We start from the raw sequence: 22,151 nt of genomic DNA on the forward strand, positions 1-22,151 counted from the left end.
TTTTTTTTACAAGTCGAAGTTTTGCACATTCGACGCAGTTTGGCCCAGCAACGGTAGGATTTTTCTGAGAGATTGCGGATCGCCGCTGGTCCAGAACTTCACCGGCTGGCTCGGACGTTGCGCCAGCAGATCACGCTCGGCGAGCAAGCGTTGCAACTGCCGGGCCACGGCATCTCCGGTATCGATCAGGCTGACATCGTCGGCGATCATCGACCTGAGTAGCGGCTTGAGGAAGGGATAATGGGTACAGCCAAGAATGATCGTGTCGCAGTTTTGCGCCAGCAATGGAGCGACGTAACCTTGCAATAAAGTGCGTAATTCGGCGCTGTGCAGATCACCCGTTTCGATCAGTTCGACCAGTCCCGGACAGGGCTGGGTGATGACTTTTATGTCAGCCGCGAAGCGATCGAGCAACGCGGCAAACTTCGCGCTCTGCAACGTGCCGGTCGTGGCCAGGACGCCAACCACGCCGCTTCGTGTGGCCGCTGCGGCCGGTTTGACCGCCGGTTCCATGCCGACAATCGGCCAGTCGGGGAAATCGCGACGCAGATCGGCAACCCCCGCCACGGTCGCGGTATTGCACGCCAGCACCAAAGCTTTGGCCCCCTGCTCGCGAAAAAACCCAGCCATCACGCTGCAACGCTCGCGGATGAATTCCGGGGTTTTCTCGCCGTAAGGAATGTGCCCGCAATCGGCGACGTAAAGCAGCGATTCGTTGGACAGCAAGCGCTGAATTTCGCCGAGGACCGACAAGCCGCCGACCCCGGAATCGAACACGCCGATCGGCGCTTCACGCATGGCGGGCGCCACAGACGCTGCAGCCCGGATCACGCTTGACCCGCAGCTCACGGAATCGCGAACCCAGGGCATCGATCAGCAACAACCGCCCCACCAACGGTTCGCCAAAGCCGACCAGCACCTTCAACGCTTCCAGCGCCTGCAAGCTGCCGACCAGACCGAGCAATGGCCCGACCACGCCGGCCTCGCTGCAGGTCAGTTCGGCTTCGCTGCCGTGACCGTACAGGCAGTGATAGCAAGGGCTGTCGGCACGTCGTGGATCGAACACCGACAACTGCCCTTCCAGACGAATCGCCGCGCCACTGACCAGTGGCTTGCACGCGGCAACACAAGCGGCGTTAACCGCCTCGCGCGTGGAAAAGTTGTCCGAACAATCGAGCACCAGATCCACCGCCGCCACCGCTGCACCTAGAGAATCCTCGTCCAGCGCCTGGCGATGAGCGACCAGTTGAATTTCCGGATTGATCGCGCCCAGGCGCTTGAGCGCCGAGTCGACCTTGGACATGCCGACACTGTCGGTGTCGTGAATGATCTGCCGTTGCAGATTGGTCAGATCGACCGTGTCGAAATCCGCCAGATGCAATTCGCCGACGCCCGCTGCCGCCAGATACAACGCCACCGGCGCGCCGAGACCGCCGAGGCCGACGATCAGCACGCGGCTGCCTTTGAGCTTCAGCTGCCCGTCGATGTCGATGTGTTGCAGCAGAATCTGCCGGCTGTAGCGCAGCAATTCCTGATCATTCAGCACGGCAGGCGCCCCAGACTGATGCGTTGATGGCCGCCCAGATCGGTGCGGCTATGGACTTCTTCAAAGCCACGGGTAAGCAGCAGATCACGCACGGCTTCGGCCTGATCATAGCCGTGTTCGAGCATCAGCCAGCCGCCGGCTTCAAGATGATCCGGCGCCTGCGCAACAATCAGGCGCAGATCGTCGAGGCCATCTTCACCGGCGATCAGCGCACTGGCCGGTTCGAAGCGTACATCGCCCTCGACCAGATGCGGATCGGCGGCGGCAATGTACGGCGGGTTGCTGATGATCAGTTGAAAGCGCTGGCCTTCAAGGGCGCTGAACCAATGGCTGTTCAGCACCGTGGCGTTGTTCAGGTGCAGACGCTGGCGGTTGCGTTCGGCCAGGGCCACGGCTTCAAGCACACGATCCACGGCGGTGACTTTCCACGCCGGGCGTTCGCTGGCCAAAGCCAAAGCAATCGCGCCACTGCCGGTGCCCAAGTCGAGGACCTTGGCCGGGGTTGCCGGCAGCAGCTCAAGGGCTGCCTCCACCAGCAGTTCAGTGTCCGGGCGCGGAATCAGCGTGTGCGGCGCGACTTCCAGATCGAGTTTCCAGAAGCCCTGCTGGCCGAGAATGTAGGCCACCGGCTCGCCACTGCGGCGGCGTTGCAGATATTCGGCAAAGGTCAGCGCAGCCTCGCTCGGCACGATGCGCTCGGGCCAGGTGTGCAGGAAGCTGCGCGACTTGCCCAATGCGGCGGCCAGGAGCAATTCAGCGTCCAGACGCGCAGTCGGCGAGTCCGGCAACTCGGCAGCGCGCAACAGGCTGGCGATGATGGTCATTTATTCACCTATCGCTGCGAGTTGGTCAGCCTGATATTCGGCCAGCAACGGCTCGATCACGGCTTCAACGCCACCGGCGAGAATTTCATCCAGCGAATACAGGGTCAGGTTGACGCGATGGTCGGTGACCCGGCCCTGGGCGTAGTTGTAGGTGCGGATGCGCTCGGAACGATCGCCGGAGCCGACCAGCAACTTGCGCTCACTGGCAATCGCGTTGGCCGCCGCTGCGTTCTGCTGATCGTTGAGTTTCGCCGACAGCCACGCCATCGCCCGGGCACGGTTCTTGTGCTGGGAACGTTCTTCCTGACACTCGACGACGGTGCCGGTCGGGATGTGGGTGATGCGGATCGCCGAATCGGTGGTGTTGACGTGCTGACCACCAGCGCCAGAGGAACGGTAAGTATCGACACGCAGATCCGCCGGGTTGATCTCGATCGCTTCGCGCTCGTCCGGCTCCGGCAACACTGCCACGGTGCACGCCGAGGTGTGGATCCGACCCTGGGATTCGGTGGCGGGTACGCGCTGAACGCGGTGCGCGCCGGACTCGAATTTCAGCTTGCCGTAAACGTTGTCGCCTTCAATGCGCGCGATGACTTCTTTATAGCCACCGTGTTCGCCTTCGTTTTCCGAGAGGATCTCGACGCGCCAGCCACGCCGCTCGGCATAACGCGAGTACATGCGGAACAGGTCGCCGGAGAAGATCGCCGCCTCGTCGCCACCGGTGCCGGCGCGGATTTCGAGGAAGACGTTGCGCCCGTCATTCGGATCTTTAGGCAGCAACATGCGCTGCAGATCGGATTCCAGCGTGACCAGCAACTCCTTGGCTTCGCGAACTTCTTCCACGGCCATTTCGCGCATGTCCGGGTCGTTGTCCTTGAGCAGCGCCTGCGCGCCTTCAAGATCGCTTTGTACGCCGAGCAGCTTTTTATAGGCGGCCACTACCGGCTCGAGTTCGGCGTACTCCTTGGAATAGGCGCGGAATTTGGCCTGATCGGCAATGACTTCACCGTCGCCGAGCAGCGCGGTCAGTTCCTCGAAACGGTCCTGGAGAATGTCCAGCTTGTTGAGCAGTGACGCTTTCATTGCGGTTTTTTATCCGAAAAACTATCCGGTGAGCCCTCAAGGGCAAAGAGTTCCTGGGCCATGGCCAGCGCATCGAGGCGGCCTTCGGCAGACAGCTTTTTCAATTGCACGCTGGGCGCATGCAAGAGTTTGTTGGTCAGGCCACGGGCCAGTTGCCCGAGCACGTCTTCGGCGTTGCCGCCGTTGGCCAGCAGACGCAGGGCTTTTTGCAATTCCTCGTCACGCAAGCGCTCGCTCTGTTGACGATAGGCCTTGAGCACATCGACTGCCGCCAGTTCGCGCAGGCGCACCATGAAATCGTCGGCGCCGACCGAGACCATCTCCTCCGCCGCTTGCGCAGCGCCCTGACGGCTCTTGAGGTTCTCGGCGACCACTTCGTGGAGATCGTCGACGCTGTACAGGTAAACGTCGTCCAACTCGCCGACTTCTGGCTCGATATCTCGTGGTACCGCGATGTCGACCATGAAGATCGGCTTGTGCTTGCGCAGCTTCAGCGCACTTTCCACCGCACCCTTGCCGAGGATCGGCAACTGGCTGGCGGTCGAACTGATGACGATGTCGCTGCGCACCAGCTCCGCCGGGATGTCCGAGAGCAGCACCGCGTGAGCGCCGAACTGCTCGGCCAACTGACTGGCGCGCTCGAGCGTGCGGTTGGCGACGACGATGCGCTTGACCCCCAGCTCATGCAAATGGCGCGCGACCAGCGTAATCGTCTCGCCGGCACCGATCAGCAGCGCCTGGCTGCGTTGCAGATCGCTGAAAATCTGTTTCGCCAGGCTCACCGCAGCAAACGCCACCGACACCGGGTTCTCGCCAATCGCAGTATCGGTACGCACCTGCTTGGCGGCATTGAACGTCGCCTGGAACAACCGCCCCAGTAGCGGACCGATGGTGCCGGCCTCGCGGGCCACGGCGTAGGCCGATTTCATCTGACCGAGAATCTGCGGTTCGCCCAGCACCAGCGAGTCGAGCCCGGAGGCGACGCGCATCATGTGACGAACAGCCGCATCGTCTTCATGCACGTAAGCACTGGCGCGCAGCTCGTCGAGACTCAGATGGTGATAATCGGCCAGCCAGCGCAGCACGGCATCGGCCGACAGCTGATCCTGTTCTATATAAAGCTCACTGCGATTGCAGGTGGAGAGGATCGCGGCTTCGCGGCTGTCGGTCAGTCGGCAGAGCTGCTGCAAGGCCTCCACCAGCTGCTCAGGGGTAAAGGCCACGCGCTCGCGGACGTCTACTGAAGCAGTCTTGTGGTTAATACCGAGTGCAAGGAAGGCCATTCAAGGTCGCTGGTGGTGACGTGAAGCCGGCAATTGTCCTACTTCGAAAGATTCAGAACAACTACCGCTGACTATTGTCCCAATCGTCAGCCCCTATAATGGCCACAATTGAGTCTCGGTTATGTTTGGCCGAAGGCTTGTGTCATGATGATCCGACCGCAGGTTAGTCGTCCTCTTCCTATATGAATAGATCTTCCGCGTTGCTCCTCGCTTTTGTCTTCCTCAGCGGCTGCCAGGCCATGGCGCCCGTTGCGCCGGATGGCACCCCGCCGGTCGAAGACACCACGCCCGCACCTGAAAAGCCCAAGGTTTACGGCTCGTTCAGCGAGGAAACCGTGTTCAGCCTGCTGAGCGCCGAACTCGCTGGCCAGCGCAATCGTTTCGACATTGCCTTGGACAATTACGTGACCCAGGCCATCAACACCCAGGATCCGGGCGTTTCCGAGCGTGCGTTCCGCATCGCCGAATATCTGGGCGCCGATCAACCGGCCCTCGACACCGCGCTGATCTGGGCCCGCAATGCCCCGGACGATCTCGAAGCGCAACGCGCCGCCGCCGTGCAACTGGCCCGCGCCGGGCGTTACGACGACTCCATGGTCTACATGGAGAAAGTCCTGCAGGGCAAGGGCGACACCCATTTCGATTTCCTCGCGCTGTCGGCCGCCGACACCGATCAGGAAACCCGCAACGGCCTGATGAAAAGCTTCGACCGTTTGCTTGAGCGCCACCCGAACAACAATCAGCTGATTTTCGGCAAGGCTCTGCTGCTCCAGCAAGACGGCGACAATCAAGGCGCGCTGACTCTGCTCGAAGACAACCCACCGGAAGACGGCGAAATCGCACCTATCCTGCTGCGTGCGCGCCTGCTTCAATTGCTCAACCGTGGCGACGAAGCGCTGCCGCTGTTGCAGAAAAGCATCAGGAAATACCCGGAAGACAAACGCCTGCGCCTGACTTACGCGCGCATGCTGGTAGAACAGGACCGCATGGACGACGCCAAGGCCGAATTCTCCACGCTCGTTCAGCAATACCCGGAAGACGATGAACTGCGTTACTCGCTGGCACTGGTGTGCCTGGAAGCCAAGGCGTGGGATGAAGCCAAGGGCTATCTGGAAGACCTGATCGCTCGCGAAAGCCACGTCGATTCAGCGCATCTGAATCTCGGCCGGATTGCCGAAGAACGCAATGACCCGCAAGGCGCGCTCATCGAATACGCCCAGGTCGGCCCGGGCAATGACTATCTGCCGGCACAGCTGCGTCAGGCCGATATCCTGATGAGCAACGGCAAAACCGCCGAAGCGCAGAGCAAGCTGGCGGCCGAGCGTGACGAGCAACCGGATTACGCGATCCAGCTGTATCTGATCGAATCGGAAACCCTGTCGGCCAACAAACAGGACGACAAGGCCTGGAAGGTTCTGCAACAAGCGCTGCAGAAATACCCGGACGATCTCAATCTGCTTTACACCCGCGCCATGCTCGCGGAGAAACGCAATGATCTGGCGCAAATGGAGAAAGACCTGCGCCTGATCATCAAGCGCGACCCGGACAACGCCATGGCGCTCAATGCTCTGGGCTACACCTTGTCCGATCGCACCACCCGCTACGCTGAAGCGAAAACGCTGATCGAGCAGGCGCACCAGATCAACCCGGAAGACCCGGCAGTTCTCGACAGCCTCGGCTGGGTGAACTATCGCTTGGGGAATCTGGACGACGCGGAGAAATACCTGCGCCAGGCGCTCGAGCGTTTCCCTGACCACGAAGTCGCCGCGCACCTTGGCGAGGTTCTGTGGGCCAAGGGCAATCAGCGCGAAGCCAAACAAGTGTGGGGCAAGTTCCTCAAGGATCAGCCCGACAGCACCATTCTGCGCAGCACCATCAAGCGCCTGACCGGATCCGAGAATCTTTAAACCATGCTTTTGCGCCACGTTATTGTTTTCAGCTTCATCGCCCTCCTCGCCGGCTGCTCGGGCTTCGGCACTCGCGAATCGGTCGAGGGCCACGGCAGCCCGGCCCAATGGGCGGCAAACAAACAGCAACTGACCGGCCTCGATGGCTGGCAGATCGACGGCAAGATCGGCATCCGCGCGCCGAAAGATTCCGGCAGCGGCACGCTGTTCTGGCTGCAGCGTCAGGACTACTACGACATTCGCCTGTCCGGCCCGCTGGGTCGTGGTGCGGCACGTCTGACCGGGCGCCCGGGCAAGGTATCGCTGGAAGTCGCCAACCAGGGCCGCTACGAATCGCAATCTCCTGAAGCCTTGCTCGAAGAGCAACTGGGCTGGAAATTGCCGGTGTCGAATCTGGCCTGGTGGGTTCGCGGCCTGCCAGCCCCGGAAAGCAAGAGTCGCTTGAATCTGGACGCCGACAGCCGTCTGGCCAGCCTTGAGCAGGACGGCTGGAAAGTCGAATACACCGCCTACACCGAACAGAATGGTTATTGGCTGCCCGAGCGCATCAAGCTGCACGGCACCGACCTTGACGTGACGCTGGTGATCAAAACCTGGCAACCGCGCAAGTTGGGGCAATAAAGCATGACCGCTGCACGCCTGACCCTGCCCTCGCCGGCCAAACTCAACTTGATGCTGCACATTCTCGGTCGCCGTGAAGACGGTTATCACGAATTGCAGACGCTGTTTCAGTTCCTCGATTATGGCGATGAAATCACTTTCGCCTTGCGCGATGACGGCGTGATTCAACTGCACACCGAGTTCGCCGGCGTGCCTCACGACAGCAATCTGATCGTGCGCGCAGCGAAAATGTTGCAGCAACAATCCGCCTGCGCGCTCGGCATCGACATCTGGATCGACAAAGTCCTGCCCATGGGCGGCGGCATTGGCGGCGGCAGCTCGAATGCGGCGACGACCCTGCTCGGGCTCAACCATTTGTGGCAACTGGGCTGGGATGAAGATCGCCTGGCGGAACTGGGCCTGTCACTCGGTGCCGACGTACCGGTGTTCGTCCGTGGCCATGCGGCATTTGCCGAGGGCGTCGGCGAGAAACTGACCCCGGTCGACCCCGAAGAACCGTGGTATCTGGTGCTCGTGCCGCAAGTCGCTGTTAGTACGGCAGAAATTTTTTCCGATCCTTTGTTGACACGTAACACACCGCCCATTAAAGTGCGCCCCGTTCCCGAGGGAAACAGTCGAAATGACTGCTTGCCGGTGGTAGCAAGGCGTTATCCAGAGGTACGTAACGCATTGGATTTGTTAGGTAAATTTACCGAAGCAAAGCTCACCGGAACTGGAAGTTGTGTGTTTGGGGGCTTCCCAAGCAAAGCTGAAGCTGATAAAGTCTCGGCCCTTCTGACAGAGACCCTTACAGGGTTTGTAGCGAAAGGAAGCAACGTTTCGATGTTGCATCGCAAGCTGCAAAGTCTGCTCTAAAGGAATCAAGTGCCCGGCACTTGAAAGCAACAGATACAGGGGCGTCGCCAAGCGGTAAGGCAGCAGGTTTTGATCCTGCCATGCGTTGGTTCGAATCCAGCCGCCCCTGCCATTTTCTCTACTCATCCAGGTTACCCTCAGCCTCTAGGTACTGCGCGTGTCCAAGATGATGGTCTTTACGGGGAATGCCAACCCCGATCTGGCTCGGCGTGTCGTACGTCAGCTGCATATCCCTCTCGGTGACATCTCTGTCGGCAAGTTTTCCGACGGCGAAATCACAGCCGAGATCAATGAAAACGTTCGCGGTAAAGACGTCTTCATTATTCAGCCGACCTGCGCTCCGACCAACGATAACCTGATGGAACTGGTAGTGATGGCTGATGCCTTCCGCCGCTCCTCAGCTACTCGTATCACTGCTGTTATTCCTTATTTTGGTTATGCCCGTCAGGATCGCCGTCCGCGTTCCGCACGTGTGGCTATCAGCGCGAAAGTCGTTGCTGACATGCTTACCGTAGTCGGCATCGACCGTGTTCTCACGGTTGATCTGCATGCTGACCAGATTCAAGGCTTCTTCGATATTCCGGTAGATAACATCTACGGCTCCCCGGTTCTGGTGGATGACATCGAAGATCAGCGCTTCGAAAACCTGATGATCGTGTCCCCGGATATTGGTGGCGTCGTGCGTGCACGGGCTGTTGCCAAGTCGCTGGGCGTCGATCTCGGGATCATCGACAAACGCCGTGAGAAAGCCAATCACTCTGAAGTGATGCATATCATCGGTGATGTCGAAGGGCGTACCTGTATTCTGGTCGATGACATGGTCGATACCGCCGGCACCCTGTGCCACGCGGCCAAGGCCCTGAAAGAGCATGGCGCAGCCAAGGTCTTTGCCTACTGCACACACCCTGTGCTGTCGGGCCGGGCCATCGAGAATATCGAAAATTCCGTGCTGGACGAGCTGGTGGTCACTAACACCATCCCGCTGTCCGCTGCAGCACAAGCCTGTGCACGTATCCGTCAACTGGATATCGCACCGGTTGTTGCCGAAGCGGTTCGCCGCATCAGCAATGAAGAATCGATCAGCGCGATGTTCCGTTAAGGGCCCTGCCCTTCGCGAAATGTCTCGTTGACGAAAAGCGCCCCGCCCCGGCATTCCTGTCGGGGCGGGGCTTTTTTGCCCATACCGTGTTCGGCGCTGGTCGCAAACGCCACTCGGTCATGGCTATTTTGGAGATACAAAATGAACGATTTTACTCTGAATGCTGAAGTGCGTTCCGACCTGGGGAAAGGTGCGAGCCGCCGCCTGCGTCGTCTCGCCGCTCTGGTTCCAGCTGTTGTTTACGGTGGCGACAAAGCCCCTGAATCCATCAGCATGCTGGCCAAAGAAGTTGCCAAACTGCTCGAAAACGAAGCGGCTTACAGCCACATCATCGAGCTGAACGTTGGTGGCACCAAGCAGAACGTCATCATCAAGGCTCTGCAGCGTCACCCGGCCAAAGGCCACGTGATGCACGCTGACTTCGTACGCGTTGTTGCCGGCCAGAAACTGACCGCCATCGTGCCTGTACACTTTGTTGGCGAAGAAGCTCCAGTGAAGAAAGGCGGCGAAGTTTCGCACGTTGTTGCTGAAATCGAAGTGACCTGCCTGCCAAAAGATCTGCCTGAGTTCATCGAAGTCGATCTTTCGAAAGCAGAAATCGGCACCATCATTCACCTGTCGGACCTCAAAGCTCCTAAAGGTGTTGAGTTCGTTGCTCTGGCACACGGCGATGACAAGGCTGTTGCCAACGTCCACGCTCCACGTGTTGCTGCAGAACCTGCCGAAGAAGGCGAAGCAGAGTAATTCACTCTGTCATGCCGGAGTGAGCAAGTAACATCGCGGACTGGAACGTAGCGAGAAAGCGGGCGAGAACGCGGAGTTTACATCCATGGTAAATGAGCATTTTTCGTCCACTTTCGCCGCTTTCCCCGATCGCGGCGATGTTATCCACCACTCCAAGGAAGGGCCCCTATCGTGACTGCCATCAAACTGATCGTTGGCCTGGGAAATCCAGGCGCTGAATACGAACAGACCCGGCATAACGCAGGGGCCCTTTTTGTTGAGCGCATCGCCCACGCACAGAATGTGAATCTCGTGGCCGATCGCAAATATTTCGGCCTGACCGGGCGCTACTCGCATCAGGGTCAGGATGTTCGTCTGCTGATTCCCACCACCTACATGAACCGCAGCGGCCAGGCCGTGGCGGCACTCGCCGGTTTCTTCCGCATCAAGCCTGAAGAAATCCTCGTGGCGCATGACGAACTCGACTTGCCTCCGGGCGTTGCCAAGCTCAAGCAGGGCGGCGGCCATGGCGGTCACAACGGGTTGCGCGACATCATTGCGCAACTGGGCAATCAGAATACGTTCTACCGCCTGCGGCTTGGCATCGGCCACCCGGGCGTTGCCAGTATGGTTTCAAATTTCGTCCTGGGTCGTGCGCCACGCGCCGAACAGGAAAAACTCGATGCCAGCATCGACTTTGCCCTCGGCGTGCTGCCGGATATCCTCGCCGGGGAATGGAACCGCGCGATGAAAAACCTGCACAGCCAGAAGGCCTGACTTTTACCCGAGGGGAAACACCATGGGATTCAATTGCGGCATCGTCGGCCTGCCTAACGTCGGCAAGTCCACCCTGTTCAACGCCCTGACCAAATCCGGTATCGCGGCGGAGAACTTCCCCTTCTGCACCATCGAGCCGAACAGCGGCATCGTGCCGATGCCGGATCCGCGCCTGGAAGCGCTGGCGGCCATCGTCAATCCCAAGCGCATCCTGCCGACCACCATGGAATTCGTCGACATCGCCGGCCTCGTCGCCGGCGCCTCGAAAGGTGAAGGCCTGGGCAACAAGTTCCTGGCCAACATCCGCGAAACCGACGCTATCGCTCACGTGGTGCGCTGCTTCGAAGACGACAACGTGATCCACGTGTCCAACAGCGTCGACCCGAAACGCGACATCGAAATCATCGACCTGGAACTGATCTTCGCCGACCTCGACAGCTGCGAGAAACAACTGCAGAAAGTCGCGCGCAACGCCAAGGGCGGTGACAAGGACGCCGTGGTTCAGAAGGCTCTGCTTGAGCAACTGATCGCGCACTTCACCGAAGCCAAACCGGCACGCAGCCTGATGAAGAACATGAGCGCGGATGAGAAAGCCGTGATCAAGGGCTTCCACCTGCTGACCACCAAACCGGTCATGTACATCGCCAACGTTGCCGAAGACGGTTTCGAGAACAACCCGCACCTGGACGTGGTCAAGGCCATCGCCGAAGAAGAAGGCGCCATGGTCGTTCCGGTGTGCAACAAGATCGAAGCGGAAATCGCCGAGCTCGACGACGGCGAAGAGAAGGACATGTTCCTCGAGGCCCTGGGCCTGGAAGAGCCTGGCCTGAACCGCGTGATCCGCGCCGGTTACGAAATGCTCCACCTGCAGACCTACTTCACCGCCGGTGTCGAAGAAGTCCGCGCCTGGACCGTCAAGGTCGGTGCCACCGCACCACAGGCCGCCGGCGTGATCCACACCGACTTCGAAAAAGGCTTCATCCGTGCCGAAGTCATCGCCTACAACGACTTCATCCAGTACAAGGGCGAAGCCGGCGCCAAAGAAGCAGGCAAATGGCGTCTGGAAGGCAAGGATTACATCGTCAAGGACGGCGACGTGATGCACTTCCGCTTCAACGTCTAAGCAACAGCCGCACAAGAAAAAGCCGCGTTTGATACGCGGCTTTTTTGTGCCCGAAAGATTGTTAAAAGATCGCAGCCTTCGGCAGCTCCTACAGATGTACATCTATCCCCTGTAGGAGCTGCCGAAGGCTGCGATCTTTTGATCTCAAGCTTTTTTAGTACGCGGCAAAAAGATCGCCAACACACCAAACAACGGCAGGAATGAGCAAAGGAAATACACGTACTCAATCCCGTGCACATCCGCCAGATGCCCGAGCAGCGCCGCGCCAATCCCGCCGAAACCGAACATCAGGCCGAAGAAAATCCCGGCAATCATCCCGACATTACCCGGCACCAGTTCCTGCGCGTACACCACGATCGCCGAGAATGCCGACGCCAGAATGAAGCCGATCACCACGCTGAGAATGCTGGTCCAGAACAGATCGACATGCGGCAGGATCAGGGTGAATGGCGCCACCCCCAGGATGGAAAACCAGATCACTGCCTTGCGCCCGATCTTGTCGCCGATAGGCCCGCCGAAGAACGTCCCAGCCGCCACTGCGCCCAAAAACAGGAACAAGTGCAATTGCGAACTCGCCACTGACAGGTCGAACTTCTCGATCAGGTAGAAGGTGAAATAACTGGTGAAACTGGCCATGTAAAAATACTTGGAGAACACCAGCAGCCCGAGCACCACCAGCGCACTGGTCACCCTGCCCTTCGACAAGCCGTGCGTCGCCGCCTGGCCGGCCTTGAGCTTGAACAGGTTCAGGTGATTGGCGTACCAGCGGCTGATGCGGTACAGCACGAACAGCGCAAACACCGCGAACAGACCGAACCACGCCACATTGCCCTGGCCGAAGGGAATGATGATCGCCGCCGCCAGCAATGGGCCGAACGCGGAGCCGGCATTGCCGCCGACCTGAAAGGTCGATTGCGCCAGACCAAACCGGCCGCCCGAGGCCAGCCGCGCAACACGCGAGGCTTCCGGGTGAAAGGTCGACGAGCCGATACCAATCAGCGCCGCCGCCAGCAGAATCAATGGGAAGCTGCCGACCACCGACATCATCAGAATGCCGATCAAGGTACACACCGTGCCTGCCGGTAACAGCCACGGTTTGGGGTGGCGATCAGTGTGATACCCGACCCACGGCTGCAACAGCGACGCGGTCAACTGAAAGGTCAAGGTGATCAGGCCGACCTGGGTAAACGTCAGGCCATAGTTGGCCTTGAGCATCGGGTAGATCGACGGCAGCACCGACTGGATCAGGTCATTGATCAGATGCGCCAGCGCCACCGCGCCGATGATGCGCATCACCAAGGGGCTGCTTTGCGGAGCAGCGGTCGCCGAGGCAGCGGCGGTCTGGACGTTGCTGATAGCCATGGAAAATTCCGGACAGCAGATGGGTGCCCGCAGGCAGGTGCGTCAATGTGCCATTTTTCGGTGCGCCAGCGCTATCCCCTTAGCCAGCTAACTAACCAACATTCCTATCTCGCGTAGGAGCTGGTGGCGAAGGTGATAGCTCAACGCCATGGTCTGAATCTTGCCTTGCTTCTGCCCTTGAACACGATCGCCTTACAAAGGCGCTCGACAATGGGAAGTTTCGCTACAGAGCCGGCCTACAGAGCGGGCGAGGGTGAACTTTCGAGGCCTTTTAGAGGGCACAGGTCGCAGCCGAAAGGTTCGCGATGCACGCCAATGGTGCGTGGTGTCCAGAGGAGTCATGAGGCATGCAGGCTTTCCTTTCACCGGGGATCAATTTGCTGGGGCGGTTTGGCTTCGCAGGTAAATTCCAATTATTGTTTCTGCTGTTCATTCTGCCGCTGGCCGGCAGCCTGTTGATGATCGGCCATGACTATCGCGAGAAGCTCAATCTGATCTCGGGCGAACGTGCCGGCGTGCGTCAGCTGCTCGCGCTGGATGCGCTGGACAACCTGCTCGCCGCGCAACGCGACCGCGCCGCCCGCTGGCGCGCCACCGAGACCAATCGTCAGCCGACACCGGCCACCCTCGCCGCCATGGCTGCCTTCGACGGCGTGCAACCGGCGGTGCTGCAAGCCACCACCGAGCTGGGCAATGCCCTGAATCAGCAAGGCGCCGACGGCGCAATCCTCGAACGCTTTCAGGCGCTGCAAACCGCACTCAATGGCCTTGATTCGAAAAGCCTGAGCAGTGTCGGCTGGTGGCCGGACGGTTATGACCGCTTCACCAATGCCCTGGGCGCGCTGCAAGCCTTGCGCGAGCAGATCGTCATGGACAATCGCCTGACCCTCGCGCCGTGGCTGGAAACCTACCTGCTGACGCAGATTTCCACGCAGCACGCGCCGGACCTGATCGAGCGTGTCGGCCGTCTCGCCGCGGTCGGCCAGGCTTCGGTGGTCTCCGGGCAGTTCACCCTGCAGAGCCGCCTGCAGTTGCGCGACCTGCGCAGCCGCATTGGTGACGCCCGAGAGCAACTGGTGAAAACCGCCGGCCTGCTGGAGGCGCGTCTGCCAGCCGAGCTGCAAGCCTGGGCCGGCCAGTATCACGACAGCCTGAAACACCTCGACAGCGGCCTGAAAGTCCTCGACGACGGTGTGTTTGGCGGCAGCATCAACCTCAAGCCAGAGGACTTCGAACGCAGCCTCGACGCGCTGCTCACCGACCTCGCTTCCCTGCGCCAGCAATCCCTGGTCGCGCTGGATCAGCGGCTCGATGCGTATTACAGCTCGGCGATCCGCCAGTTCATTCTTGTCGCTGCTATCTTCGGTTGCTTGCTGTTGGCCGCGTTGTATCTGTTTGTCTGCCTGCAAGCCTCGATTCGCCGTAGCGCCAGCGGCATCACCTTGCTCGCCGAAGCCTTGCGCGACGGTAACCTGAGCCTGCAAGTGCCGGTGGTGGGGCGCGATGAGCTGGCAGCGATCAGCACCGCGCTCAACGTCGCTGTGGTGCAATTGCGCAGCAGCATGCTTGGCGTCGACCACGAGACCTCGCAGTTGAGCAACGCGGTACGCAGCCTCAACCAACACTCCAGCGGCGCCCTGAGCGAAGTCGAAGCGCAGCAATTGCAGATCAGCCAGATCGCCGCTGCCGCCACGCAATTGGCCGCCACCTCGCAAGGCGTCGCGCAGAGTTGCGAACAGGCCTCCGGCAGCGCCCAGCAAACCCGGCGCATCGCCGCCGACAGCAGCCGCGACAGCCAACGCACCACGGCGAGCATTCAGCAGCTCAATCAGCGCCTGAACGACACCGCCGCCGCGCTCGGCCGGGTCAGCGAGCAAGGCCAGCAGATTCAACTGGTCGTGGACACCATTCGCGGCGTCGCCGAGCAGACCAACCTGCTCGCGCTCAACGCCGCCATCGAGGCCGCCCGCGCCGGCGAACAGGGTCGCGGCTTTGCCGTGGTCGCCGACGAGGTGCGCAGCCTCTCGCAACGCACGCAATCGTCCACCGCGCAGATCGCCGGCACCGTCGACAGCCTGCGCGCCACGGTCAACGAAGCGGTAAGCCTGATGGAAGCCGCCTGTGGTCAGGCGCAATCGGATGCCGAAGCGGTCACCGGACTCGGCGAACGCCTGGGAGAAATCGCCAGCGCCGTACAGAGTGTCACCGACACCCTGGCGCAAATCGCCACAGCGGTTGAAGAACAGGCCAGCACTGCCGACGAAGTCAGCGGCAATATCCAGCAGGTCGATCAAGCGGCGGTGCGTTTGCTTGAAGGTGCACGCGCCGTAAACCTCGCGGCGGACACCTTGAGCCAGGGTAGCGAGGCCCTGAGCGCCAATACCGCCAGATTCCAACTGCGCTGACGCCCTCCCCGGCCCCGATTTTCGGGGCTGGAGGATAAGCAGTTGAAAACAGGAAGAAATATTTTCGATTTACGCTTGACGCTTTGCCATTTCAGGGGAATAATGCGCGCCACTTGGCTACATAGCTCAGTTGGTTAGAGCATAGCATTCATAATGCTGGGGTCCGGGGTTCAAGTCCCTGTGTAGCCACCAAGTACTAAAAACGGCTTACCGAAAGGTAGGCCGTTTTTTTATGCCTCGAGAAAAGTCCTTTTCCTCCCGCTCCCTGCATGCAATTCAGATGCCTCCGTAAGAAAAAAGTAGATCTCTGGTACGAAACGGATCTTTCGTAGCATCAGCCACCTGTCGCTCTCTCCCCGAATCGCTCCTATACCGACAAGCTCCCCTGGCTCGATTCAGCGCCATACAGGGAGTTGGCATGCCTCAATACAAATACCTTCTCGACGATGACTGGTTATTAAATCCGTATAGCGGTGGCAGGGCCTGGTTTACTTTGCTTCCACCGAAAGCGCCGGAGCCGGTGTACATCGAGAAGGATGAGTGGCCTGCGCCCAAGCCACGCGAAGACAGGGTCTTTGCCAAGTCCTGCACGCCGGACAACTGGTGTCGCACGGACGCTGGCACTGCCGAGGAGCCAGCCAGCAACTTCGGCAAGATCATGGTCGCCGGCGCCATGCTCATGCCATCCGCCAGCACCGCTGTCGCGACGGCAATAGGCGCCGACCTGGCTTTGGGGCGTCTGGCCGGCGGCGGGATTTTGCAACAGCGCCTGAACTGGGCCATCCGTGGCGCCGGCGGGCCGGCCAGCGTGTTTGTGCTGGGAATGCTGCCGAGCAAAATGGCCGACGGCACGCTTCACACCGACGAAGAACTACGCCGCATGAGCCGCGCCACCACGCGCGTGCGTTTCCAGTTTCGTCGTGATGCCGAAGGTGTTCTGCGGGTCTACGGCATCCACTCCGGCGCCTCTGGCGACGACGCCGTACGCACGGTGAACGTCAAGTGGAACGCCGACAAGACCGCCATGGAGGCCAAGCTCAACGGCATCACCATTCTCTGGACGCCGCAACGCGGGCCGTTGGGATCGATGCCTCCGCTGGTTTATCCCGACCACGGTGAGGCACTCGACCCGATCCTCGTCCACCCGATCCCGGACAACACCGATAGCCAGATTGAGGGACTGCCGGGCGAGGATGTAACGGCCGAGGATTGTATTCTGGTGTTCCCGGCGGACACCGGGCTGAAGTCGTTGTATGTGGTTTATTCAAGGCCGGCGAGGCAGACGCCTGGGATCGTTACGGGGGTGGGTGAGGATGTGGGCGGTATTTGGCTTGACCATGCTCAAGCTCAGGGTGGCGCCCCTATTCCGACCAGCATCGCGGATAAACTCAGAGGGAGCGAATATTCTAGTTTTGATTCGTTTAGGCGGGCTTTTTGGGCCGTTGCCTCAAAAGACAGCGCAGTGGCACAACAGGTCAGCGAAGATAATCTACGACGTATGCGCAACGGAAATGCGCCCCGCGCCCGCTTAGGTGATGCAGCAGGGAAAAGGATCTCTCATGAGATTCATCATGTGGAACCGATATCCGAAGGTGGTGATATCTACAACGTAGATAACCTAAGGGTCTACACACCCAAAAACCATGTCGACGTACACCGTAAATAAGGGCATAGCATGAGCGACCCATTCATCAAAAGCAGCTTTTCCGACTATACCGAGCAGGATTTCATTGATCTCATAGATGAAATAAGAAAGGAGGATATAGCGCCGACAGATCTCCGTGCAGATGCATTGATTATGCACTTCAACAAGATAGTAGGACATCCGAGCGGGATGGATCTGATCTACTACCCCGAGCCCGGAGCAGATACAACATCTGCCGGAATAGCTCGTACAGTCATGGCATGGCGCGAAGCGAATCGACTACCCGGATTCAAGACATGAATCCTGCCGCCCGTTTCATTTGAACTGTGGAACTACAACTTGGGAATGTCATGACTAACATATCCGACTACACCGAAGCAGAATTCTTGAAATTTGTGCAATCTGTTCTTGCAGCCAACACAAGCCCAGACGAGATTCTCGATCCGCTGTTGTTTGAATTTGTACGTCTGTGTGAGCACCCAGCGGGCACTGACCTTATCTATTGGCCCGAGGATATGAAACAACAAACAGCCGAGGGCATTACCGAAATCGTGAAAAAGTGGCGCTCTACCCATGGTCTGCCGGGCTTCAAGCAATGAGTTTCTGACTCACTAACCCTGCATCACTCTCAAGAAAATCGCATCGCCTGAGTTACCGCTTTCGCGAGCAGGCTCGCTCCCACAAGGGCATCGTTTTCGGCCGATCGATTGGCGCGGCCGCTGAGCGGGAGGGCTGTAATCCCCACGCAGTTTGCACCCCGCCGGCCCGCTCGATAAAGTCCCCGAAGACTTCTACCCCACGGACGGAGAGCCCGCGTGTTTCCAGCCCAGCCCTTGAAGCGCTTTCGCCTGCCAGCCCTGACACTGCTTGTCAGCGCTCTGACCCTCACCGCATGCAACGCCCCGCCCTCTTCTTCGTTGCCGCTGGCACCGGAAGCCGCTTCCGGTTACCGCACTGATCTGCAAACCCGACACGCCAATAAACACATGGCCGCTGCTGCCAATCCACTCGCGGCCGAAGCCGGGCGGGAGATGTTGCGTCAGGGTGGTTCGGCGATTGATGCGGCGATTGCGATGCAGGCGGTGTTGACGCTGGTTGAGCCGCAGTCTTCCGGGATCGGTGGCGGGGCGATGATTGTGTTGTGGGATGGCAAGCAGGTGCGCACCTATGACGGCCGCGAAACGGCGCCGGCCGGGGCCACCGAGAAGCTGTTCCTGAAGGCTGACGGTAAACCGATGGCCTTTACGCAAGCGCAGATCGGCGGGCGCTCGGTCGGTACGCCCGGGGTATTGCGGGCGCTGGAGCTGGCGCATCGACAACACGGTCGCTTGCCTTGGGCGAAGCTTTTTGAGCCAGCGATCAAACTGGCCGAGCAAGGCTTTGCGATTTCCCCGCGCCTGCATTCGCTGCTGACTGCCGATCCACTGATACGCCAGTCGCCAGACATGGCCGCGTACTTCCTCAATGACGATGGCAGCGTCAAAGCTGTCGGCACACGCCTGCAAAACCCGAAATTGGCTGCCGTGTTCAAACGTATCGCCAGCGAAGGTGCCGATGCGCTGTACAAAGGTCCGATCGCCGAAGAGATCGTCGCCAGGGTTCAACAGCACGCCAACCCCGGCAGCCTGTCGCTGAACGATTTGCAGCGTTATCAGGCCAAGGAGCGCGCGCCGCTGTGTACCGACTACAAGCGTTGGCAGGTCTGCGGCATGCCGCCACCGTCGTCGGGCGGGATCGCCGTGGCGCAGATTCTCGGCACGTTGCAGGCGCTGGAGACTCGCGACCCACGCCTGTCGCTGACCCCGCTCAAACCAACGAAAACCGATAAGCCGGCCGGCATCGAACCGGTGCCGCAAGCAGTGCACCTGATCGCCGAGGCTGAACGTCTGGCCTATGCCGATCGTGCGCAATACGTGGCCGACACCGACTTCGTCCCGGTACCGGTCAAAGGTCTGCTCGATCCGGCCTACCTGGCCAGCCGCGCCAGCCTGATCGGCGAGCGCAGCATGGGCAGCGCCAAACCGGGCACACCGCCGGGCGTGCAGGTTGCCTACGCACCGGACCGCTCGCCGTTGCGCATCTCGACCTCGCAAGTGGTGGCGGTGGATGATCTCGGCGGCGCAGTATCGATGACCACCACCATCGAAGCCGCGTTCGGCTCGCACCTGATGGTTCAGGGTTTTCTGCTGAACAACCAGATGACCGACTTCTCGTTCATCCCCGAAGAGAACGGGCAGAAAGTCGCCAACCGCGTCGAACCGGGCAAACGCCCACGCTCGTCGATGGCGCCGACGCTGATCTTTGATCGCAACACTGGTGAATTTGTCGCCACGGTCGGCTCCCCCGGCGGCTCGCAAATCATCGAATACGTAGCCAAAACCACCATCGGTCTGCTCGACTGGAACCTCGATGCACAAAATGCGATCAACCTGCCCAACTTCGGCAGCCGCAATGGCCCCACCGAACTGGAACAGGGACAGTTCAGCCCGGCGCTGATTCAGGCGTTGAAAGACAAAGGGCACACGGTCAGTGAAATCGACATGACCAGCGGCACCCAAGCGATCGTGCGGGTGAAGGATGCGCAGGGCAAAGCGACCTTGACGGGGGGGGCCGATCCTCGGCGTGAGGGAGAAGCGTTGGGGGACTGAAACACTGCATTGATAAAAGGCCTGTCGAGCAGCAGGCCTTCTCCCAGGAATAAATCAGACCGCCAACGTCTTGCCATCCACCCCATCCCCAATCTTCAGGAAATGCCCCCCCGCCACGTGGTGCAAGGTACGCAATCCATCCTGCCCTTCGAAATCCCAGCGCCCATCGCTGAACACGCGCTCATCGGCGTGGGCGGCGATGACTTCGGCAAGGAACAGGTCGTATTGCTCGTGATTGCGCGGCTCCGGCAGCAGGCGGCATTCGAGCCAGGCGACACAGCCCTCGAGCAGCGGCGCTTCAACCTGTTCGCCAGCGAAGGTTTGCAGACCGTACGCCTGAAACTTGTCCTGACCTTGGTCGCGGGTGATTTCCAGGCCGGAGGTGTTGCCGACGGTTTGCACGATATCGGCCTGATTGACGCAAGGCACGTTCAGCACAAAGGTCCCGGAGGCTTCAAGCAACTGGCGGGTCCAGGTGGATTTGTCGAGGACGACGGCGACTTTCGGCGGTTCGAAATCCAGCGGCATGGCCCAGGCGGCGGCCATGATGTTGCGCTGGCCGTCGTGAGCGGCGCTGACCAGCACGGTCGGCCCGTGGTTGAGCAGGCGGTAGGCTTTGTTCAGAGGCACCGGACGGCGGTGGGAAACGCTCATGGGATTTGCTCCGGAGGAAAAGGAGCCGATTGTAGCGCTGTCACTGGCGAAACACAGAACCTGTGGGAGCGAGCAGATGCGGCGCTGCCCCTCGGTGATCGTTCCCACGCTCCGCGCGGGAATGCATCCTGTGACGCTCTGCGTCACGCCAGCGAAGGAACGCGGAGCGTCCCGGGCGGCATTCCCACGCAGAGCGTGGGAACGATCAGTGCGGTATCAGTGAGAGAGCTGATTGGCAAACTGCCCCACCGCATCCACCACTTTCTGCGCACCGTCCTGAATCTCGACGATCACCGTGCCCGCCTCCGCCGCCAGCGCCAGGCCCTGTTCGGCCTGAAGCTTGCCGTCGGTCATCAGCGCCACGGCATTGCGGGCCATTTCCTGGTTCTGCCGTACCACGCCGACGATTTCGTCCGTCGCCTGGCTGGTGCGCGAGGCCAGTTGCCGGACCTCGTCCGCGACCACGGCAAAACCACGGCCCTGCTCGCCGGCCCGGGCGGCTTCGATGGCAGCGTTGAGCGCCAGCAGGTTGGTCTGTTCGGCAATGCCGCTGATGGTTTTGACGATCGTGCCGATCACCAGCGACTGCTCGCTCAGCGCCTCGATACCTTCGCCGGCGGCTTGCATGTGACGCGACAAATCACGCATCACGTTCACCGCTTCGGTGACGACCGTGGTGCCCCGTTGCGCGGTGCTGTCGGTTTGTTGCGAGGTGCTGTAAGCGATGCTGGCCGCGTCGGCAACCGCCTGCTCGCGGTTGACCTGATCAGTAATCACCGTGGCGAACTTCACCACTTTGTACAGTCTGTCGTTGGCATCGACCACCGGGTTGTAGGACGCTTCCAGCCACACCGTACGACCATGGCTGTCGATACGCTTGAAGCGGCCTGCGACGAATTCGCCACTGTTCAAGCGCCGCCAGAAGTTCTGGTACTCGGCGCTGTTGTACTCTTCCGGGGCGCAGAACGTGCGGTGATGTTTACCCTTGATCTGCGCCAGGCTGTAACCCATGCCGTTGAGGAAGCGATCATTGGCGCTGAGCACATTGCCGTTGAGGTCGAATTCAATCACGGCGGTGGAACGCACCAGCGCACCGATCAGGTTCTCATGCTCGCGGGAGGCCTCGATGGTGCGGGTCAGGTCGCTGGCGTAGAAGGAAATGTGTCTGATCCGGCCATCGGACGAGCGTACCGGTTGCACGATGGAACGCAGCCACGCCTCGTCGCCATTGCCGCGCAACAGGCGCACGGCGCCGGCAAAATGCTCGCCACGGCTCATCGAGTTCTTGAAGCGCTGATGGAATTCGTCGGTTTTGACGTGGGCCGGGACGATGTCTTCGATTGCCCGGCCGATCAGGTCCTGGCTCTTGTAGAACATTTCATCGAGAAAATTCTGGTTGACCGAACGAATCCGCCCGTCGGGCTCAAGGGTCAGCGCGAGCATTTCGCTTTCCAGGCTTTCCTTCACTTGTACAAGGCTGGAGAGTTCTTCGCGGAGAGCGGCCAGCTCTTGCTTCAAGCGTTTATTGAACATGGGAAAGCACCGATGGCAGGGTAGTTAGCGGATACAACCTAGCCATCGGCCTTGCGCAGCTTT

20 protein-coding genes, 2 tRNA genes and 1 pseudogene are annotated in these 22,151 nt (G+C 60.1%); 14 read left to right on the plus strand and 9 right to left on the minus strand.

The genetic code is table 11. The annotated features are described in order from the left end of the window. Nucleotides 1-6: 6 nt before the first annotated feature. Genes murI through hemA form a run of 5 tightly spaced genes read right to left on the minus strand, consistent with a single transcriptional unit; the run spans nucleotide 7 to nucleotide 4,736 of the window. Nucleotides 7-798 (minus strand): glutamate racemase, encoded by a 792-nt coding sequence (gene murI / locus NF676_RS22625; RefSeq protein ID WP_252886794.1) that lies wholly within the window; start codon nucleotides 796-798, stop codon nucleotides 7-9. Continuing rightward, entirely contained in the window at nucleotides 791-1,546 is a 756-nt protein-coding gene (locus NF676_RS22630; RefSeq protein ID WP_252886795.1) for a molybdopterin-synthase adenylyltransferase MoeB, read from the minus strand. The genes murI and NF676_RS22630 overlap by 8 nt, the downstream gene beginning before the upstream one ends. Next, a complete protein-coding gene (prmC, locus tag NF676_RS22635; RefSeq protein ID WP_252886796.1) occupies nucleotides 1,540-2,370 on the minus strand; it encodes a peptide chain release factor N(5)-glutamine methyltransferase in 831 nt (276 codons plus the stop codon). The genes NF676_RS22630 and prmC overlap by 7 nt, the downstream gene beginning before the upstream one ends. Further along, the gene (prfA, locus tag NF676_RS22640) at nucleotides 2,371-3,453 is read right to left on the minus strand and encodes a peptide chain release factor 1 (protein WP_016773210.1); all 1,083 of its coding nucleotides are present in this window, start codon (nucleotides 3,451-3,453) and stop codon (nucleotides 2,371-2,373) included. It lies immediately after the preceding gene. Then, nucleotides 3,450-4,736: a glutamyl-tRNA reductase gene (gene hemA / locus NF676_RS22645; protein WP_252886797.1), complete on the minus strand. Its 1,287-nt coding sequence runs from the start codon at nucleotides 4,734-4,736 to the stop codon at nucleotides 3,450-3,452. The genes prfA and hemA overlap by 4 nt, the downstream gene beginning before the upstream one ends. Before the next feature lie 182 nt (nucleotides 4,737-4,918). On the opposite strand from hemA, the gene NF676_RS22650 reads away from it, so the two are divergent. From NF676_RS22650 to ychF, 8 genes are all read left to right on the plus strand, one after another. After that, nucleotides 4,919-6,643 carry a tetratricopeptide repeat protein gene (locus NF676_RS22650; protein WP_130928618.1) on the plus strand — a complete coding sequence of 575 codons (1,725 nt, stop codon included), beginning with the start codon at nucleotides 4,919-4,921 and terminating at the stop codon, nucleotides 6,641-6,643. A 3-nt stretch (nucleotides 6,644-6,646) separates the two neighbouring features. Beyond that, nucleotides 6,647-7,264, plus strand: coding sequence for a lipoprotein insertase outer membrane protein LolB (gene lolB / locus NF676_RS22655; RefSeq protein ID WP_016773207.1), 618 nt, complete (start codon nucleotides 6,647-6,649; stop codon nucleotides 7,262-7,264). A 3-nt stretch (nucleotides 7,265-7,267) separates the two neighbouring features. Beyond that, nucleotides 7,268-8,119 (plus strand): 4-(cytidine 5'-diphospho)-2-C-methyl-D-erythritol kinase, encoded by an 852-nt coding sequence (gene ispE / locus NF676_RS22660; protein WP_252886798.1) that lies wholly within the window; start codon nucleotides 7,268-7,270, stop codon nucleotides 8,117-8,119. 37 nt (nucleotides 8,120-8,156) lie between these two features. Continuing rightward, a tRNA-Gln gene (locus NF676_RS22665) sits at nucleotides 8,157-8,231 on the plus strand. Nucleotides 8,232-8,276: 45 nt separating this feature from the next. Further along, nucleotides 8,277-9,218, plus strand: coding sequence for a ribose-phosphate pyrophosphokinase (locus NF676_RS22670; protein ID WP_003171603.1), 942 nt, complete (start codon nucleotides 8,277-8,279; stop codon nucleotides 9,216-9,218). A 141-nt stretch (nucleotides 9,219-9,359) separates the two neighbouring features. Beyond that, nucleotides 9,360-9,962, plus strand: a complete 603-nt coding sequence (locus NF676_RS22675; RefSeq protein WP_056790308.1) for a 50S ribosomal protein L25/general stress protein Ctc — start codon at nucleotides 9,360-9,362, stop codon at nucleotides 9,960-9,962. 171 nt (nucleotides 9,963-10,133) lie between these two features. Next, a complete protein-coding gene (gene pth / locus NF676_RS22680; protein WP_016773203.1) occupies nucleotides 10,134-10,718 on the plus strand; it encodes an aminoacyl-tRNA hydrolase in 585 nt (194 codons plus the stop codon). A 22-nt stretch (nucleotides 10,719-10,740) separates the two neighbouring features. Then, the gene (gene ychF, locus NF676_RS22685; protein WP_016773202.1) at nucleotides 10,741-11,841 is read left to right on the plus strand and encodes a redox-regulated ATPase YchF; all 1,101 of its coding nucleotides are present in this window, start codon (nucleotides 10,741-10,743) and stop codon (nucleotides 11,839-11,841) included. 144 nt (nucleotides 11,842-11,985) lie between these two features. On the opposite strand, the gene NF676_RS22690 is transcribed toward ychF, so the two are convergent. Further along, entirely contained in the window at nucleotides 11,986-13,203 is a 1,218-nt protein-coding gene (locus tag NF676_RS22690) for an MFS transporter (RefSeq protein ID WP_039761258.1), read from the minus strand. Between the two features lie 347 nt (nucleotides 13,204-13,550). On the opposite strand from NF676_RS22690, the gene NF676_RS22695 reads away from it, so the two are divergent. The 6 genes from NF676_RS22695 to ggt all read left to right on the plus strand — a co-directional run bounded on the left by NF676_RS22695 (nucleotide 13,551) and on the right by ggt (nucleotide 19,901). Next, the gene (locus tag NF676_RS22695; RefSeq protein WP_252882683.1) at nucleotides 13,551-15,608 is read left to right on the plus strand and encodes a methyl-accepting chemotaxis protein; all 2,058 of its coding nucleotides are present in this window, start codon (nucleotides 13,551-13,553) and stop codon (nucleotides 15,606-15,608) included. 115 nt (nucleotides 15,609-15,723) lie between these two features. After that, a tRNA-Met gene (locus NF676_RS22700) sits at nucleotides 15,724-15,800 on the plus strand. Between the two features lie 226 nt (nucleotides 15,801-16,026). Continuing rightward, the gene (locus NF676_RS22705) at nucleotides 16,027-17,274 is read left to right on the plus strand and encodes an S-type pyocin domain-containing protein (protein WP_150638766.1); all 1,248 of its coding nucleotides are present in this window, start codon (nucleotides 16,027-16,029) and stop codon (nucleotides 17,272-17,274) included. A 9-nt stretch (nucleotides 17,275-17,283) separates the two neighbouring features. Next, nucleotides 17,284-17,553: a bacteriocin immunity protein gene (locus tag NF676_RS22710; protein ID WP_095181649.1), complete on the plus strand. Its 270-nt coding sequence runs from the start codon at nucleotides 17,284-17,286 to the stop codon at nucleotides 17,551-17,553. 50 nt (nucleotides 17,554-17,603) lie between these two features. Further along, nucleotides 17,604-17,852: a bacteriocin immunity protein gene (locus NF676_RS22715; protein ID WP_217851556.1), complete on the plus strand. Its 249-nt coding sequence runs from the start codon at nucleotides 17,604-17,606 to the stop codon at nucleotides 17,850-17,852. 216 nt (nucleotides 17,853-18,068) lie between these two features. After that, a complete protein-coding gene (ggt, locus tag NF676_RS22720) occupies nucleotides 18,069-19,901 on the plus strand; it encodes a gamma-glutamyltransferase (RefSeq protein ID WP_252886799.1) in 1,833 nt (610 codons plus the stop codon). Between the two features lie 54 nt (nucleotides 19,902-19,955). Here the strand turns inward: ggt and NF676_RS22725 are convergent, their stop codons facing one another. The 3 genes and pseudogenes from NF676_RS22725 to NF676_RS27885 all read right to left on the minus strand — a co-directional run. Further along, complete coding sequence (locus NF676_RS22725) at nucleotides 19,956-20,555, minus strand: flavin reductase family protein (RefSeq protein WP_252886800.1); 600 nt, start codon at nucleotides 20,553-20,555, stop codon at nucleotides 19,956-19,958. 216 nt (nucleotides 20,556-20,771) lie between these two features. Continuing rightward, the gene (locus NF676_RS27880; RefSeq protein WP_431078563.1) at nucleotides 20,772-21,380 is read right to left on the minus strand and encodes a methyl-accepting chemotaxis protein; all 609 of its coding nucleotides are present in this window, start codon (nucleotides 21,378-21,380) and stop codon (nucleotides 20,772-20,774) included. Continuing rightward, nucleotides 21,360-22,088 (minus strand): annotated as a pseudogene (locus NF676_RS27885) (PAS domain-containing protein); the annotation flags it as partial. The gene NF676_RS27880 and the pseudogene NF676_RS27885, both read right to left, overlap by 21 nt. Nucleotides 22,089-22,151: the final 63 nt, after the last annotated feature.

It is taken from the genome of Pseudomonas siliginis (genome assembly GCF_024072275.1).
GTDB lineage: Bacteria > Pseudomonadota > Gammaproteobacteria > Pseudomonadales > Pseudomonadaceae > Aquipseudomonas > Aquipseudomonas siliginis.

Excerpts from the sequence above, each read along its gene's own strand:
- murI (WP_252886794.1), bottom strand. The coding sequence starts at position 798 with ATGCGTGAAGCGCCGATCGGCGTGTTCGATTCCGGGGTCGGCGGCTTG.
- prmC (WP_252886796.1), bottom strand. The coding sequence starts at position 2,370 with ATGACCATCATCGCCAGCCTGTTGCGCGCTGCCGAGTTGCCGGACTCG.
- prfA (WP_016773210.1), bottom strand. The coding sequence starts at position 3,453 with ATGAAAGCGTCACTGCTCAACAAGCTGGACATTCTCCAGGACCGTTTC.
- hemA (WP_252886797.1), bottom strand. The coding sequence starts at position 4,736 with ATGGCCTTCCTTGCACTCGGTATTAACCACAAGACTGCTTCAGTAGAC.
- NF676_RS22650 (WP_130928618.1), top strand. The coding sequence starts at position 4,919 with ATGAATAGATCTTCCGCGTTGCTCCTCGCTTTTGTCTTCCTCAGCGGC.
- lolB (WP_016773207.1), top strand. The coding sequence starts at position 6,647 with ATGCTTTTGCGCCACGTTATTGTTTTCAGCTTCATCGCCCTCCTCGCC.
- ispE (WP_252886798.1), top strand. The coding sequence starts at position 7,268 with ATGACCGCTGCACGCCTGACCCTGCCCTCGCCGGCCAAACTCAACTTG.
- NF676_RS22675 (WP_056790308.1), top strand. The coding sequence starts at position 9,360 with ATGAACGATTTTACTCTGAATGCTGAAGTGCGTTCCGACCTGGGGAAA.
- ychF (WP_016773202.1), top strand. The coding sequence starts at position 10,741 with ATGGGATTCAATTGCGGCATCGTCGGCCTGCCTAACGTCGGCAAGTCC.
- NF676_RS22690 (WP_039761258.1), bottom strand. The coding sequence starts at position 13,203 with ATGGCTATCAGCAACGTCCAGACCGCCGCTGCCTCGGCGACCGCTGCT.
- NF676_RS22695 (WP_252882683.1), top strand. The coding sequence starts at position 13,551 with ATGCAGGCTTTCCTTTCACCGGGGATCAATTTGCTGGGGCGGTTTGGC.
- NF676_RS22705 (WP_150638766.1), top strand. The coding sequence starts at position 16,027 with ATGCCTCAATACAAATACCTTCTCGACGATGACTGGTTATTAAATCCG.
- NF676_RS22710 (WP_095181649.1), top strand. The coding sequence starts at position 17,284 with ATGAGCGACCCATTCATCAAAAGCAGCTTTTCCGACTATACCGAGCAG.
- NF676_RS22715 (WP_217851556.1), top strand. The coding sequence starts at position 17,604 with ATGACTAACATATCCGACTACACCGAAGCAGAATTCTTGAAATTTGTG.
- NF676_RS22725 (WP_252886800.1), bottom strand. The coding sequence starts at position 20,555 with ATGAGCGTTTCCCACCGCCGTCCGGTGCCTCTGAACAAAGCCTACCGC.